This window comes from Streptomyces sp. NPDC088794, assembly GCF_044750545.1.
Lineage (GTDB): Bacteria > Actinomycetota > Actinomycetes > Streptomycetales > Streptomycetaceae > Streptomyces.
Map to the genome: position 1 here is coordinate 138,202 of NZ_JBIVKB010000004.1, position 13,716 is coordinate 151,917.

General features: G+C 70.8%; 15 protein-coding genes. 5 read left to right on the forward strand and 10 right to left on the reverse strand.

The features are described 5' to 3' along the window. Positions 1-42: 42 nt before the first annotated feature. From ACIP6U_RS13130 to ACIP6U_RS13140, 3 genes are read right to left on the reverse strand one after another with little or no spacing between them, the layout of a single operon-like run. On the reverse strand, positions 43-1,545 hold the full coding sequence (locus ACIP6U_RS13130; protein ID WP_401715831.1) for an MFS transporter: 1,503 nt from the start codon (positions 1,543-1,545) through the stop codon (positions 43-45). Between the two features lie 56 nt (positions 1,546-1,601). Then, the gene (locus ACIP6U_RS13135; protein ID WP_401715832.1) at positions 1,602-2,582 is read right to left on the reverse strand and encodes a zinc-binding dehydrogenase; all 981 of its coding nucleotides are present in this window, start codon (positions 2,580-2,582) and stop codon (positions 1,602-1,604) included. Between the two features lie 57 nt (positions 2,583-2,639). Then, positions 2,640-3,809, reverse strand: coding sequence for an NAD(P)-binding protein (locus ACIP6U_RS13140; protein ID WP_401715834.1), 1,170 nt, complete (start codon positions 3,807-3,809; stop codon positions 2,640-2,642). Positions 3,810-3,958: 149 nt separating this feature from the next. On the opposite strand from ACIP6U_RS13140, the gene ACIP6U_RS13145 reads away from it, so the two are divergent. Beyond that, a complete protein-coding gene (locus ACIP6U_RS13145; RefSeq protein ID WP_401715836.1) occupies positions 3,959-4,636 on the forward strand; it encodes a pentapeptide repeat-containing protein in 678 nt (225 codons plus the stop codon). Positions 4,637-4,672: 36 nt separating this feature from the next. Here ACIP6U_RS13145 and ACIP6U_RS13150 read toward each other — a convergent pair whose 3' ends face one another. Next, entirely contained in the window at positions 4,673-6,124 is a 1,452-nt protein-coding gene (locus ACIP6U_RS13150; RefSeq protein ID WP_401715838.1) for an aldehyde dehydrogenase family protein, read from the reverse strand. A 98-nt stretch (positions 6,125-6,222) separates the two neighbouring features. Between ACIP6U_RS13150 and ACIP6U_RS13155 the strand changes: the two genes are divergently transcribed. Next, entirely contained in the window at positions 6,223-6,837 is a 615-nt protein-coding gene (locus ACIP6U_RS13155) for a TetR/AcrR family transcriptional regulator (RefSeq protein ID WP_401715840.1), read from the forward strand. 3 nt (positions 6,838-6,840) lie between these two features. On the opposite strand, the gene ACIP6U_RS13160 is transcribed toward ACIP6U_RS13155, so the two are convergent. Beyond that, positions 6,841-7,299 carry an SRPBCC family protein gene (locus ACIP6U_RS13160; protein WP_401715843.1) on the reverse strand — a complete coding sequence of 153 codons (459 nt, stop codon included), beginning with the start codon at positions 7,297-7,299 and terminating at the stop codon, positions 6,841-6,843. 118 nt (positions 7,300-7,417) lie between these two features. Next, complete coding sequence (locus ACIP6U_RS13165; RefSeq protein ID WP_401715846.1) at positions 7,418-7,918, reverse strand: hypothetical protein; 501 nt, start codon at positions 7,916-7,918, stop codon at positions 7,418-7,420. Positions 7,919-7,925: 7 nt separating this feature from the next. Here ACIP6U_RS13165 and ACIP6U_RS13170 point away from each other — a divergent pair, with 7 nt between their 5' ends. Next, entirely contained in the window at positions 7,926-9,377 is a 1,452-nt protein-coding gene (locus ACIP6U_RS13170) for a M1 family metallopeptidase (protein WP_401716960.1), read from the forward strand. Positions 9,378-9,380: 3 nt separating this feature from the next. On the opposite strand, the gene ACIP6U_RS13175 is transcribed toward ACIP6U_RS13170, so the two are convergent. Further along, the gene (locus ACIP6U_RS13175) at positions 9,381-9,911 is read right to left on the reverse strand and encodes a GNAT family N-acetyltransferase (protein WP_401715849.1); all 531 of its coding nucleotides are present in this window, start codon (positions 9,909-9,911) and stop codon (positions 9,381-9,383) included. 149 nt (positions 9,912-10,060) lie between these two features. Beyond that, positions 10,061-10,636 carry a TerD family protein gene (locus tag ACIP6U_RS13180; protein WP_401715850.1) on the reverse strand — a complete coding sequence of 192 codons (576 nt, stop codon included), beginning with the start codon at positions 10,634-10,636 and terminating at the stop codon, positions 10,061-10,063. Positions 10,637-10,823: 187 nt separating this feature from the next. On the opposite strand from ACIP6U_RS13180, the gene arfB reads away from it, so the two are divergent. Then, complete coding sequence (arfB, locus tag ACIP6U_RS13185; RefSeq protein WP_401715853.1) at positions 10,824-11,252, forward strand: alternative ribosome rescue aminoacyl-tRNA hydrolase ArfB; 429 nt, start codon at positions 10,824-10,826, stop codon at positions 11,250-11,252. A gap of 161 nt (positions 11,253-11,413) precedes the next feature. Next, the gene (locus tag ACIP6U_RS13190; protein WP_401715855.1) at positions 11,414-12,271 is read left to right on the forward strand and encodes a sigma-70 family RNA polymerase sigma factor; all 858 of its coding nucleotides are present in this window, start codon (positions 11,414-11,416) and stop codon (positions 12,269-12,271) included. A gap of 3 nt (positions 12,272-12,274) precedes the next feature. On the opposite strand, the gene ACIP6U_RS13195 is transcribed toward ACIP6U_RS13190, so the two are convergent. After that, positions 12,275-12,757 carry a GNAT family N-acetyltransferase gene (locus ACIP6U_RS13195; protein ID WP_401715858.1) on the reverse strand — a complete coding sequence of 161 codons (483 nt, stop codon included), beginning with the start codon at positions 12,755-12,757 and terminating at the stop codon, positions 12,275-12,277. A gap of 58 nt (positions 12,758-12,815) precedes the next feature. After that, positions 12,816-13,400: a flavin reductase family protein gene (locus ACIP6U_RS13200; protein ID WP_401715861.1), complete on the reverse strand. Its 585-nt coding sequence runs from the start codon at positions 13,398-13,400 to the stop codon at positions 12,816-12,818. Positions 13,401-13,716 lie beyond the last annotated feature (316 nt).

Consider the following 13,716-nt stretch of genomic DNA (forward strand, 5'->3'; position numbering starts at 1 on the left):
GGGCCGCGTGGAGCGCGGCCCCCTTTTCCCATGCCACCGTTCTCATGCCACCGGCTCGGGCACGGCCGCCTCCGCCGGCGCGCCCTGCCTGGGCGGCTTCGCCGTGACCATCAGGCCCGCGACCAGGCCGGCGAGGAGCATGATGCCGACGGCGCACCAGATGGCGACCGTGTAGCCGTGCACGATGCCCTCCCTGGTGACCAGGGCACGCTGGGCGGGGTTGTGGAGATGCGCGGCGATGTAGGTCGTACCGCTGGTGGTGGCGATGGTGTTGAGCAGCGCCGTGCCGATCGAACCGCCCACCTGCTGCGAGGTGTTGACGGTCGCCGAGGTCACGCCCGCGTCCTGCGGGGCGACACCGGCGGTGGCCGTGGAGAACACCGGCATGAAGGTGAGGCCCATGCCCAGGCCCATCAGGATCAGGGCGGGCAGGATCTCGGTGGGGTAGTCGGAGTGCACGGTCATCTGGGTGAGGATCAGCATGCCGCCGGCGGCCAGCACCATGCCCGGGACCATCAGGGCGCGCGGCGCGACACGGGTCAGCAGCCGGGCCGAGATCTGCGTGGAGCCGATGATGATGGCGACGGTCAGCGGCAGGAAGGCCAGGCCGGTCTTCACGGGCGAGTAGCCGAGGATGACCTGGAGGTAGTAGGTCATGAACAGGAACAGCCCGAACATGCCGATGACGGCGAGTCCCATGGTGAGGAAGCACCCGGCGCGGTTGCGGTCCTTGACGATGTGCAGCGGCAGCAGGGGCGACGGCGCCCGCGTCTGCCACCACACGAACGTGACGAGGAGGACGACCCCGCCGATGAGCAGCCCAAGGACCAACGGGTCGCTCCAGCCCCGGGGTTCGGCCTCGCTGAACCCGTAGACGATCGCGACCAGACCGCCGCAGCCCAGCAGCACACCGGGCACGTCGAGCCGGGCGCCGGTGTGTCCGGGCCGGTCGTGCAGCAGCGCGAAGGCGCCGAAGACGGCGACGACCGCGATCGGCACGTTCACGTACAGGCACCAGCGCCAGTCCAGGTACTCGGTGAGCAGCCCGCCGACGATGAACCCGATCGCCGAGCCGCTGCCGGCCAGCGCTCCGTAGATGCCGAAGGCCTTGCCGCGTTCCTTGGGGTCGGTGAAGGTCGTCGTCAGCAGGGACAGCGCGGAGGGCGCGAGGACGGCGGCGAAGACGCCCTGCAGCGCGCGGGCGCCGAACAGCATGCCCGAGGTGGTGGCCGCACCGCCCAGCGCGGAGGCGGCGGCGAAGCCGATGAGCCCGAAGATGAACGTCCGTTTGCGGCCCAGCAGGTCGGCGATCCGGCCGCCGAGCAGGAGGAGCCCGCCGAAGGCCAACGTGTAGGCGGTGATGACCCATTGGCGGTTGCCGTCGGACATGTGCAGATCGGTCTGCGCGGACGGAAGCGCGATGTTCACGATGGTCGCGTCGAGCACCACCATCAGCTGCGCCAGCGCGATGATCACCAAGCCCCACCAGCGGCGGGGATCGGCGTCCACGGGCGGGCCGTTCTCACCTGTCCGGGTGCCACTCATCTGGCCAGAAGACCATGAACGGGGGCCGGTCGCATCTTCGGGTGCGGACTTGCTGGTCATGGCTCCAGTACCACCTTTCCGGTCGTCGCGCGCGTCTGGAGCGCGCGGTGCGCGGCGGCCGCCTCGGCGAGCGGGAACCGCTGCACGGCGGGGGTCAGTCGGCCCTCGGCGGCCTCGGCGAGGGCGCGCAGTTCGAGCGTGCGTACGGGGTCGGGGCCGCCGGCCCGCCGCATCATCACGGGGCCCAGGACCTGCTCGGAGACCCCTTCCACGAGGTAGGGCGCGCCGCCTCGGATGCCCTCGGCGGACCAGCCGAAGACGAGGTGCCTGCCGCCGGGCCCGAGCAGCCCGACGGCCTCGCGCGCGACGTCCCCGCCCACCCCGTCGAAGACGACGGTGGCGGCCCGGCCGCCGAGGAAGGCGCGCACCTTCTCCGCCCACCCCGGGTCCGTGTAGTCGACGGCGAGATCGGCGCCATTGGCCTGCACGCGCGCGACCTTCTCGATTCCGCCGGCCAACCCCACGACGACGGCACCGGCGTGCTTGGCGTACTGCACGAGGAGCGTCCCGATCCCGCCCGCGGCGGCCGGGACCACGACGACCGAGTCGCCGCCCAGCTCGACGAACTGCAGGATCCCCATCGCCGTACGCCCCGTCCCGATCATGGCGACGGCCTCGCCGAAGTCGAGGTTCGCGGGGATCTCGTGCACGCGGTCGACATCGGTGACGGCGAGTTCGGCGTACCCTCCCGGGGCGAAGCCGAGATGAGCCACCACCCGCAGGCCCAGCCACAGCTGGGCGACCCCCTCGCCGAGCGACTCGACGACCCCGGCGACCTCACGGCCGGGCACGGTGGGCAGCACGGTCGGTCGGGGCAGCGGCCCCTGGTCGCCCTCGCGCAGGGCCGTGTCCAGCAGGTGCACGCCGGCGGCCTCGACGGCGATACGGACCTGGCCCGGGCCCGGCAGCGGGTCGGGGACCTCCTCGTAGGTGAGGTTCTCGGCCGGGCCGAAGGCGTGCAGACGGATGGCGTGCATGGTGGTTCCCCCAGCTGTCGGTGAGGCCTCCTGGCCTGTGCGGCCCACTCTTCAACCTCAGGCTTGCTTGAGGTCAAGGGCGGCATGGCCACGCGCGCCGAGGGCGAGGGAGACGGCGGTCAGCGCGCTGTTGAAGGAGACCTCGGACAGCACACCGGGCACCGCGACCTGGTCGCCCGCGAGATAGACGCCGTCGCCCCGGTCGACGGCCGGCCGCTCCCGCCAGCTGGTGCCGGGCAGGTCCACGGCTCCCGTACGACCGTTGGCGGTGGCCTCGCGCCGCCAGGTCACACGCTCGCGCCAGCCCTCGAACCCGAGGTCGAGGAGCTGTTCGGCGCGGGCGACACCGTCGGCCCGGCGCTCGTGCGGAGCGATCGGGATCTGCCCCTGGAGGAGCTGCTCGCCTGCCGGCGCGAGGGACCGGTCCTGCGCGGTGAACCGCTCGATCCAGCCGGGCGAGTCCAGGTCGGACACCGCGAAGGCGTCCCCGCGCCGGGTCCGCAGGGCGAGGTCGAGGAGTGCGGTACGGCCGCTCGGCCAGGTCAGCGAGTCGTCCCCGAGCAGCCGCCGGGCCGCGTCGAGGGAGGTGGCGACGACGACCGGCGCATCGGTCGGCAGGGTGTCGACGCGCGCCAGCGTCTCCATCCGCACGCCCAGGTTCCAGGCCCGCGCGGCCATCCGGTCGATGACGGTCGCCCAGCCGCCGCGCGGATAGTGCGCCTCGGGCGGCAACCGGGTGGCCCGCCGCAACCGCTCCTGCACGAACGCGGCGGACAGCGCGCCGGGATCGTGGTGGAACAGGGCCACGGCCGAGTAGTTGGCGGCGGCCCGCGCCCCCTCCTCGCCGGCGATGCCGGTCGCCCAGGTGCGGAAGTCGACGTCCACGGGCGCCTGTTGGACACCGGGCCGCAGCAGCTTGAGCATCGCGAACGGCGGGGTCCGGCGCAGCACGCCCTGGTGCCGCACCCGCATCCGGGCCGCCTCCAACGGCGGCACGGGCGCGAGCGGCCCGATCAGATCCCGCTGCTTCAGCCAGGTCCAGTGCGGGCCGCCGCTGTAGAGCGCGTGCGGCCCTTCGTTCGTCCCATACGGCCCCTCGGCGGTCCGCGCCCGCCCGCCGAGGGTGTGATGCGCTTCGTACACGGTCACCTTGGCGCCCGCCTCGGCAGCGGTGACGGCAGCGGTCAGTCCGGCGAATCCGCCGCCGATGACGGTGATGCGGTGCATGGGTGGCTCTCCCTCGGATCGGGTCTCGTTCGGTACGGCCTTTCTCCCTGTACGACTGATCGGGGCCCGGAAATGTGACATGAGCGTGCGTAGTCGCTGGTCAGGGGCCCGCCCCGGGGAATGTCAGTGGCGGGGTGCAGGATGGGGCCATGGCGAGTAAAGCGACGAGTGCCACGGCGGTGAAGGCGGCGCGCCGCCCCGAGATCCGGCTGCCCGCGCTGGAGCCCTTCGGGGACGGGGAGTTGATGCCGGACGGGGACTACGACGGCCTGGAGCTGCGGGAGTTGGACTTCGCGGGGCAGGACGGCGGGGGTGCCCGTTTCATGGACTGCGCGCTGACGGGATGCGCGCTGGACGAGACGAGACTGCATCACGCACGCGTCCTGGACTCCGTCCTGACCGGCCTCCGGGGAGTCGGCACCGACCTCGCCGAGTCCACGTTCCGTGACGTCGAGCTGATCGACGCCCGCCTGGGCGGCACCCAGCTGCACGGCGCCGTACTGGAGCGGGTGGTGATCCGCGGCAGCAAGATCGACTACCTCAACCTGCGCACGGCGAAGCTCAAGGACGTCGTCTTCGAGTCCTGCGTCCTGGTGGAACCGGACTTCGGCGGCGCCCGCCTGGAGCGCGTGGAGTTCGTGGACTGCGCGCTGAGACAGGTGGATCTGACGGGCGCGGTCCTGAAGGACGTGGACCTCAGAGGCGCGGCGGAGCTGGACATCGCACGGGGCGTGGACCGGCTGTCCGGGTCGGTGATCAGTCCGGCCCAACTGGTGGATCTGGCGGCGGTGTTGGCGGGGGAGCTGGGGATCAGGGTGGAGGGGTGAGAGGGCTCACCGGGTGTGTCCTCACGGGGCGTGCCCTCACCTCGGCCGTGTGGTGCCGTACCTCTTCAGGACCTGGAACTGCTCCAGGGCCGCGGAGCCGCCGAAGCTGCCGTAGCCGCTCTGCTTGACCGGTGTTCCGGCCAGCTGGGACGTGGTCATGCCGTGCGCGTTGAACCAGACCTCGCCCATCCGCAGTTCGCGGCCGACCCGGCGGGCCCGGAAGTCGTCGGCGGTGAACACCGAGGCGGCCAGGCCGAAATCGGTGGCGTTGGCCCGCCGGACCGCGTCGGCCTCGTCCTCGAAGACCTCGAAGGTCTGCACCGGGCCGAACACCTCCTGCTGGACGACGGGCACGTCGACGTCGTCGGTCTCGATGAGGGACGGCCGGTAGAACGCGCCGTCGCGCAGCTCGGGCTCGTCCGGGATTCCGCCGCGGACCAGCACCTTCGCGTAGTCGGCGGCCTCCTCCACGAGGCGGTCCACCCGGGCGACGGCGGCCTTGTCGATCAGCGGGCCGAGCTGACTGGCCGGGTCGTCGGCGGGGCCGACCCGTACCGAGTTCAGCGCGTCGGTGAGCTTGGCGCGGAGTTCGTCGGCCACGGCCCGGTGCACCAGTACACGCGACCCGGTGGCGCAGTACTGACCGTTCATGAGGGTGGCGGCCCGGACCACGACCGGCACGATCGCGTCGATGTCGACGTCGTCGAATATCAACAGAGGTGTCTTGCCGCCGAGTTCGAGCGTCGTCCGCTTGACCCGGGCCGCCGCACCGGCGGCCACCAGCCGGCCGACCCTGGTGCTGCCGGTGTAGCTCAGCACGTCGACCTCGGGCGAGTCGACCAGCAGCGGCGCGACCTCGTTGCCCGCCTCGGTGAGGAGGCTGAGCACCCCGGCCGGCAGGGAGACGGTCTCCGCCACGGCCTCGGCCAGCAGTGTGTTGGTCAGCGCCGTCTGTCCGGGCAGCTTCACGACGGCGGTGCAGCCCGCCGCCAGCGCGGGCCCGATCGCGCGGACGGCGAGCAGGACCGGGCCGTTCCACGGCACGATGATCCCGACCACGCCGGCCGGTTCCGGTACGGCGTGCCAGTACGTCTCCGGCGCCTGATCGAGGGCCTGCCCGCCGGTCCGGACCCGCGCCCGGGCCGCGTTCAGGCGCAGCAGGCGCGCGGCCATCTCGGCTTCCATCCGGGTCTCCCACAGGAGCCTGCCGGTCTCCCGGGAGAGCATGTGCCCGAGTTCGTCGGTCCGGCGCTCCACGCGGTCCGCGAACTCGTCGAGCGCCCGGGCCCGTGGTTCGGCCAGGCGCGACCAGTCGGTGGTGTCGAACGCCCGCCGCGCGGCCGTGATCGCGGTCCGCGCCTCGGTGTCGCCGGCGGAGCAGAAGGTGCCGATCGCCTTGCCTGTCGAGGGGTCGACGGACTCGTGGATCTTGCCGCCGAAGTCCCAGCGACCGTCGATCCAGTTCCCCGCGGGGGTGGATGTGTTCATGGTGACCCTCTCCTCATCCAACAAGCGGATAATTATCCGCTCTGGTTCTCGGAACGTACCGGATAATTATCCGCTCGGCAAGAAAGTAGCCTGTGACCATGACAACGGAGCCCATCAGCTCGCGCCGGGCGGACACCCGACGCAACCGCGAGCGCATCCTCGCCGCCGCCGAGCGGGCGCTGGCCGAGTCGGGCGAGATCTCCTTCAACGCCATCGCGAAAGCTGCCGGAGTCGGCGTCGGCACGATCTACCGGCACTTCCCGACCTCCGAAGCGCTGGTCCTCGCGGTCTACCAGGCCGAAGTACGGAACCTGATCGAGATCGTGCCGACCCTGCTGGACTCCCACCCGCCCCAAGAGGCCTTCCGCGTCTGGGTCACTGACCACCTGGCCCACTACATGGCGACGAAACGGGGCCTGGGCGACGCGCTGCGCGCCGCGGCGACCGGCGGCGAGGTCTACAACCGGGCCTACGAGGAGGTCACCGTTGCGCTGGCCGCGCTGGTGCGGGCCAACGTCGAGGCGGGCACCGTGCGCGCGGACCTGGACCCGCGCACGGTCATGCGGGGTCTGGGCGGGCTGCTCCTCCTCGACCCGGCAGGTGACCAGGGGGCGCAGATCGCGGATCTCACGGATCTGCTGTGGCGGGGGATGCGGGCGACTCCCAGGACCTCCGAGGGGCCCGAGGACCCCTCGGACCCTAAAACCAGCTGACTACTAGGCCGGCTTGGTCTCCGCTTCCACCGCCGCCTTGATCCGCTGCCCGAACGCGGGCCCGTCCTTGCGGGCCGCGGCCGCCGCGAAGCCCACCAGCAGCTTTCCGATGCCGTGGCCTTCGAGGACGTTGAAGATCCGCACGCGGGTGGTGTCGGGACCGGTGGACTCCAGGTCGTAGCCGCCTCGGTCCGCCGTCACCGCGTTCTTCGAGGTCTCCGCCCAGCGGATCCGGTGGGGTGCCTCGAACTCGGTGATCCGGAACGTCCGGCCGGTCTTCATGCCGGCGTCCTTGACGGTGCTGGTGAAGACGGTGCCCACGGCCGTCGGACCCTCCGGGGTCTTCGTGATCGACTGGACCCGCGGGCTGAACTTGGGGTCGTTCGTGCCCTCGGCGAGGAAGGCGAAGACGTCCTCGATGGAGCGGTTGATCTCGGTTGTCGCCTCGAACTGGCCGGCCACGGTTCCTCCTGTGCTGCGATCGCGGAAGCTCCTGCGGAGTGCGCACTGGTATTCCGAGCGTCTTCATTTCCGAGCGTTCTCAGCCTATCGGCGGGACCCCGTCCCTGCCCCTCGTGCGTCAGTTCACCCGGGGAAACTTGGCCTGCAGGGTCCAGATCGCCGGATTCTCGCCAAGGTCCTCGTGCAGGTCCACCAGGTCGGCGATCAGGTCCTGGAGGAAGTCCCGTGCCTCGCGCCGCAGTTCACTGTGGGAGAAGGACAGCGGTGTCTCGTCGGCCGGCATCCAGTCCGACTCGACGTCCACCCACCCGAACCGCCGCTCGAAGAGCATGCGGTCGGTGGTCTCCGTGAAGTCCAGCTCCTCCCGCTGCGGACGCGCGGCGCGCGATCCCGCCGGGTCCCTGTCCAGCCGTTCCACGATGTCGCACAACGCCCACGCGAAGTCGAGCACTGGCACCCATCCCCAGGCTGTGGACAGTTCCCGGTCGGCCTCGGTGTCGGCGAGATAGACGTCCCCGCAGAACAGGTCGTGCCGCAGCGCATGGACGTCCGCACGGCGGTAGTCCGTCTGGGGCGGGTCGGGGAAGCGGTTGGAGAGGGCGTAGCCGATGTCGAGCACGTATGCGATGGTGTCACGCCGCCGTAAGATCATCGACGTGTCCCGATCTGTCCCCGTCGCCCCGGCCCACCTGCTGCTCGCCGTTTTCCTGGTCGGGTGCGGTCTGGTCGGATGCGACGGCGGGGTCAAGGGCACACCGGGCGGCTCCGGCCTGCGGGACCCGTACTTCCCCCGGGCGGGCAACGGCGGTTACGACGTCACGCACTACGACCTGACACTCGCGTACGACCCGAAGGGCGGCGGGCAGCGGGGCACCCGGCTCACCGGCGAGGCGACCATCACCGCCCGCGCCACCCATGACCTCTCCGCCTTCGACCTCGACCTCAGGGGCCTGGACGTGACGGACGTCATGGTCGAGGGCCGGTCCGCCCGCTGGAACCGCGCCGGTCAGGAACTCACCGTCCGCCCCCACGACGACCTCGACAAGGGCGAGACCTTCCGAACCACCGTCCGCTATCACGGCATCCCGCAGACGATCACCGACCCCGACGGCTCCAAGGAGGGCTGGCTCCCCACGGAGGATGGCTCCCTCGCCCTCGGTGAACCGATCGGCTCCATGACGTGGTTCCCCGGCAACCACCACCCGTCGGACAAGGCGACGTACGACATCGCGGTCACGGTTCCGAAGGGCCTCCAGGCAGTCTCCAACGGCGAGTTGACGGACGAGACGAGCACCGGAAGCCGCACGACCTTCAGGTGGCACACCGCCGAACCGATGGCGAGCTATGTGGCCGCGGTCGCGGTGGGCCACTACGACATCAGCCGCTCGACGACGCCGGACGGCCTGCCGGTGTACGTGGCCGTGGACCCGACCCAGACGGCGGCAAGCCGCAAGGTACTGGCCCGACTCCCCGAGATCATGGACTGGGCGCAGTACAACTTCGGCCCGTACCCCTTCACTTCCACCGGGGCGATCGTCGACCGCCCGGACGACGCCGAGTACGCCCTGGAGACCCAGAACCGCCCCGTCTTCCCCGGCGCCCCCGACACCGAGACCCTCGTCCACGAAATCGCCCACCAGTGGTACGGCGACTCCGTCACCCCGAAGACCTGGCGCGACATGTGGCTGAACGAGGGCTTCGCGACGTACGCGGAGTGGCTGTGGGACGAGGACCACGACGGCGACACGGCGGAGCAGACCTTCAACTCCCTCTACTCGCACGGCGAGGACGACTACGAGGACCTCTGGGCCTTCCCACCGGCCCGCCCGAGCGGCCCCGGCCGCATCTCCGACACCCCCGTCTACCTGCGCGGCGCGATGGTCCTCCACAAGATCCGCCAGGCGGTCGGCGACGACACCTTCTACGACATCGTCCAGGGCTGGGCAGCCACCCACCGCCACGGCAACGCGAACACGGCCGACTTCACGGCGTACGTGGAGAAGCAGGCGCCGGACAAGGACTTCACGGGGATCTGGAAGGACTGGCTGTACGGGGACGGCAAGCCGGACCACCCGTGAGGCTCAAGCCCGCCCCTGACCGCCTAGTTCCTTGCGCAACACCGAGCAGGGCCGGGCGAGTTGGAGGTCGGCCCGATGCCCGATCACCTCGTATCCCAGGGCCGTCCGGAAGGCGAGCCCGTGGGGATTGGCGTCAAGTACGGCCAGCCGCACGGCGGTCCGCCCGGCCGCCCGGAACCGGTCCTCGACGAGGCCGGCCAACTGCCGCCCGTACCCCTTCCCCTGGGCCTCGGCGTCGATGAGCAGCAACCCGATCCACGGGTCGGGATCGGCCGGGTCGGGATGTCGGTCGAGGGTGATCGCAACCCCGACCAACCGCCCCGCGCTTCGCGCCAGCAGCACCTCCGCCTCCGGATTCGCCAACTCGTCCGCCAGCGCGACCGCGACCTGCTCGGGCCGGATGTCGTCCGGGTTCGGGAAGTCGCCGCTGAGCGCGTGGAACTCCCGGTTGGAGGCGTAGAGGGCGGTGAGCTCGGTGAGGAGGGGGGTGGGGATGTCGTGGTCGGGGGTGACGGCGAGGGGAGTCAGCTGCATGGCTGGGAATTTATCGGGGAGCGGCCGGCCGGGAGCCCCGTGGATTGCCCTATTGCTCGACCCATGGCCCCCGTATTTTCGTCTCACCAAACGCCGGAGCCCCCGGTCCCGAACGGTGACCAGGGGGCTCCAGTTCAACTGGCGGTGGCTCAGACGCTCACGCCGAAGTCCTGCGCGATGCCCACCAGGCCCGAGGCGTAGCCCTGGCCCACCGCGCGGAACTTCCACTCGGCGCCGTTGCGGTAGAGCTCGCCGAAGACCATCGCCGTCTCCGTGGCCGCGTCCTCCGAGAGGTCGTAGCGGGCGATCTCGGCGCCGCCTGCCTGGTTGATGATGCGGATGTAGGCGTTGCGGACCTGGCCGAAGTTCTGCGAGCGGTTCTCGGCGTCGTAGATGGAGACCGGGAAGACGATCTTCTCGACGTCGGCCGGGAGGCCCGCCAGGTTGACGTTGATCGCCTCGTCGTCGCCGTCGCCCTCACCCGTGCGGTTGTCGCCGGTGTGGACGATGGTCTGGTCCGGGGTCTGCTTGTTGTTGAAGAAGACGAAGTGACCGTCCGAGTAGACCTTGCCCTGCGGGTTGACCGCGATCGCGGAGGCGTCGAGGTCGAAGTCCGTGCCGGTGGTGGTGCGGACGTCCCAGCCGAGGCCCACGGTGACGGCCGTCAGGCCCGGGGCCTCCTTGGTGAGCGAGACGTTGCCACCCTTGGACAGGCTTACAGCCATTGTTGGGAGTCCCTTCCCTCGTTACGTCGTACGGGCTTCGCACCGTGGACGAAGCTACCGTCACCCGTATGAACGCCGCGGGGGGTCCCCAAGGTTCCGCACCCCTTTACCTTTTTTACCAACCGTTCGGCGGCTCGCCCGTGAAAACGGGGTGACGTGGACCGGACAGACCCGCGACCATGGAGTCATGTCCGGTCCCTATGCCATCCGCGGCTCCGTCTCGCTCCCCGAGGCCGAGCTCATCTGGCGTTTCTCGCGCTCCTCCGGACCCGGCGGGCAGCACGTCAACACCACCGACTCCCAGGTGGAGCTCCGCTTCGACCTGGCCAAGACCGAGTCGCTGCCCGAGGTGTGGAAGGCACGCGCGCTGGAGCGGCTGGCGGGGCGGCTCGTCGACGGCGTGATCAGCGTCCGTTCCTCCGAGCACCGCTCCCAGTGGCGCAACCGCGAGACCGCCGCCGTACGACTGGCCGCGCTGCTCGCCGAGGCCACCGCGCCGCCGCCGAGACCGCGCCGGGCCACCCGCATCCCGCGCGGGATCAACGAACGCCGGCTGCGCGAGAAGAAGCAGCGCTCCGACACGAAGCGGGGCCGGCAGGGGCGGGACTGGGGCTGACGGTCCCGGTTGCCCCCTGGCCCTGGCGCATCCCCTATATACACAGTCGTAGAACGTCCTTTGTTTGCAGCGTCCCTCCACCGCCCGTCACATCTCCCCTCCGCCGTCCGTCATGTCGTCGACGACGACGGACACCGGACGACGGGCAAGGGGCTGTGGCCATGGACGCGAACGAAACGGAATTCCTCGCCCTGCGATTCGAATCGCACCGAAGTCATCTCCGCGCCGTCGCCCACCGCATGCTCGGCTCGCTCGCCGAGGCCGACGACGCGGTGCAGGAGGCCTGGTTCCGGCTCGTGCGCACCGACGCCCGGCAGGTGGAGAACCTCGGGGGCTGGCTGACGACCGTCGTCGGGCGGGTCTGCCTGGACATGCTGCGCTCCCGCCGGTCCCGCGCGGAGGAGCCGTTGGAGGTTCACGCGCGCGTGCCGGCCGCGGCCGGCGCCGATCCCGAGCAGGACACGCTGCTCGCCGACTCGGTGGGCGTCGCGCTGCTCGTCGTACTGGAGACGCTGTCCCCGCCCGAGCGGCTCGCGTTCGTGCTGCACGACCTGTTCGGGGTGTCGTACGAGGAGATCGGGACCGTCGTGGGGCGCTCCCCGGTGGCCGCGCGGCAGCTGGCCAGCCGGGCCCGGCGCCGGGTGCGGGGCGCCGAGGCGCCCGGCGCGGAACGGGCCCGCCAGGCTCGGCAGTGGCAGGTCGTGGACGCCTTCCTGGCGGCCACGCGGGACGGCGACTTCGCGGCCCTTGTCGAACTGCTCGACCCGGACGTCATCGCCCGCGCCGACACCGGAGTCACCTCGGGCGCGACGGCGGTGGCCGAGGGCGCGAGGGCTTACGGACGCTACGCGCGCGTGACGCGACCGGCACTGGTCGACGGCGTCCCGGGCATCGCCGCGTTCGTCGACGACCGCGTGGAACGCACGCTGACCTTCACCTTCGTACGGGACCGGATCGCCGTGATCGACATCGTGACCGCCCCCGACCTGGTCGCCCGCCTCGACGTCCGGCTGCGCTAGACGTCAGGGTCCGTCGAGGTCCAGCACGCCCACCGTCTCGCCCTCGGAGAGCTCCCCGTTGGGGCGGAAGCCGAGGCGGAGGTAGAAGTTCTCGGGGCCGTGCTCGCCGGGGTGCCAGGTGACGTACAGCTCCTTTCCGCCCCGGCGGCGGATCTCGGCGGCGACGGACTCCACGGCGAACCGGCCGTATCCGCGGCCCTGTTCGTCGGCGGCGATGTTCAGGCGCCACAGGCCGGAGCGGAAGAGGCTGCCGTCGGTGTGCCAGTCGATGTCGAAGAACGCCATGAGGAAGCCGACCGGACGCTCGCCGTCGACGATCAGCCGCGGCCAGGCGACCCCGGCGGGATGGACGTACGCCTCGGCGAGCGACTGCATGACCGGCGAGACAGCGAACTCCTGCTCCGGGCGGACCCGGATGCCGGTCGCGGCCTCGAAGGTGCGCGGGGTGATCTCTTCGAGGTGCAGCCATGGTGCCGTCGTCGCCATGCGCGCACCCTAGGCAGGCACTACGCGCGCGTGCCACGCAATTTCCCGCGGCCGGGGCTCAGCCCAACTGCCGGTACCGCCCCCGGAAGTACGCCAGCGGGCCCCCGTCCGCGCTCGGCACCGACGCCGTCAGGACGTGGCCGATCACCAGGGTGTGGTCGCCGGACGTGATCCTTTGTTCCGTCCGGCACTCCAGGGTGGCCAGGGCGCCGCCCACCAGGGGTGCGTCGGTGGCCTTGCCGCGGGTGTAGGGGATGTCCTCGAAGAGCAGGCGGTCGCTGATGCGGCCCTTCATGGCGAACCGGCCGGCGATGTGGCGCTGGCTCTCGGTGAGGACCGAGACCGCCCACAGGGGCTGCTCGGCGAGCAGGTCGTCCATGCGGGAGCCCTCGCGCACGCTGACCAGGACCAGGGGTGGGTCCAAGGAGACCGAGAGGAAGGCCGTGGCCGTCATGCCGACGTCCTCGCCGGGCGGCGCCGACGGGTCGTCGGGGTCCAGCGAGGGCTCCTGTGCGGTCACCAGCACCACGCCCGCGGTCAGCCGGGACATGGCGGCGCGGAACTCGTCATTGCTCACGCCCTCAGGATGCCGGGCGGCGGGCAGGGAGAGCGGCGGGGAGGTGGCGGCGGGAGTGTTCGGCACGTACGAAACGCTAATGTCCTCCCTGCGCGCCGGCATCGGGCCCCGGTCCGAGGCGGGTCCTAGGACCAAGGTCGGACCAGCGACGGAGGGGCGACGGATGAGTGGCAGAGGCCTGCACATACGTACAAAGATTGCGTTCAGCGAACGCACAGTGAAAACGCAGAAACTCCACACAATTGTTCATGTTTAGCTGTGACTTGAGTCACAAGGGGTACTAATTGTTGACCCTGTGTACCGAGTGGGCAGCGCGCTGTGATTCAGTGGCGGGGAAAGCTGCCAGAACGATACGCCGATGAGCACCCTTGATTCGCGCCGA

Bases quoted from the DNA above. Each gene is read 5' to 3' on its own strand.
- ACIP6U_RS13135 (WP_401715832.1), bottom strand. From the start codon at position 2,582: ATGCACGCCATCCGTCTGCACGCCTTCGGCCCGGCCGAGAACCTCACC.
- ACIP6U_RS13180 (WP_401715850.1), bottom strand. From the start codon at position 10,636: ATGGCTGTAAGCCTGTCCAAGGGTGGCAACGTCTCGCTCACCAAGGAG.
- ACIP6U_RS13190 (WP_401715855.1), top strand. From the start codon at position 11,414: ATGGACGCGAACGAAACGGAATTCCTCGCCCTGCGATTCGAATCGCAC.
- ACIP6U_RS13155 (WP_401715840.1), top strand. From the start codon at position 6,223: ATGACAACGGAGCCCATCAGCTCGCGCCGGGCGGACACCCGACGCAAC.
- arfB (WP_401715853.1), top strand. From the start codon at position 10,824: ATGTCCGGTCCCTATGCCATCCGCGGCTCCGTCTCGCTCCCCGAGGCC.
- ACIP6U_RS13150 (WP_401715838.1), bottom strand. From the start codon at position 6,124: ATGAACACATCCACCCCCGCGGGGAACTGGATCGACGGTCGCTGGGAC.
- ACIP6U_RS13170 (WP_401716960.1), top strand. From the start codon at position 7,926: ATGGTGTCACGCCGCCGTAAGATCATCGACGTGTCCCGATCTGTCCCC.
- ACIP6U_RS13140 (WP_401715834.1), bottom strand. From the start codon at position 3,809: ATGCACCGCATCACCGTCATCGGCGGCGGATTCGCCGGACTGACCGCT.
- ACIP6U_RS13195 (WP_401715858.1), bottom strand. From the start codon at position 12,757: ATGGCGACGACGGCACCATGGCTGCACCTCGAAGAGATCACCCCGCGC.
- ACIP6U_RS13130 (WP_401715831.1), bottom strand. From the start codon at position 1,545: ATGAGTGGCACCCGGACAGGTGAGAACGGCCCGCCCGTGGACGCCGAT.
- ACIP6U_RS13175 (WP_401715849.1), bottom strand. From the start codon at position 9,911: ATGCAGCTGACTCCCCTCGCCGTCACCCCCGACCACGACATCCCCACC.
- ACIP6U_RS13145 (WP_401715836.1), top strand. From the start codon at position 3,959: ATGGCGAGTAAAGCGACGAGTGCCACGGCGGTGAAGGCGGCGCGCCGC.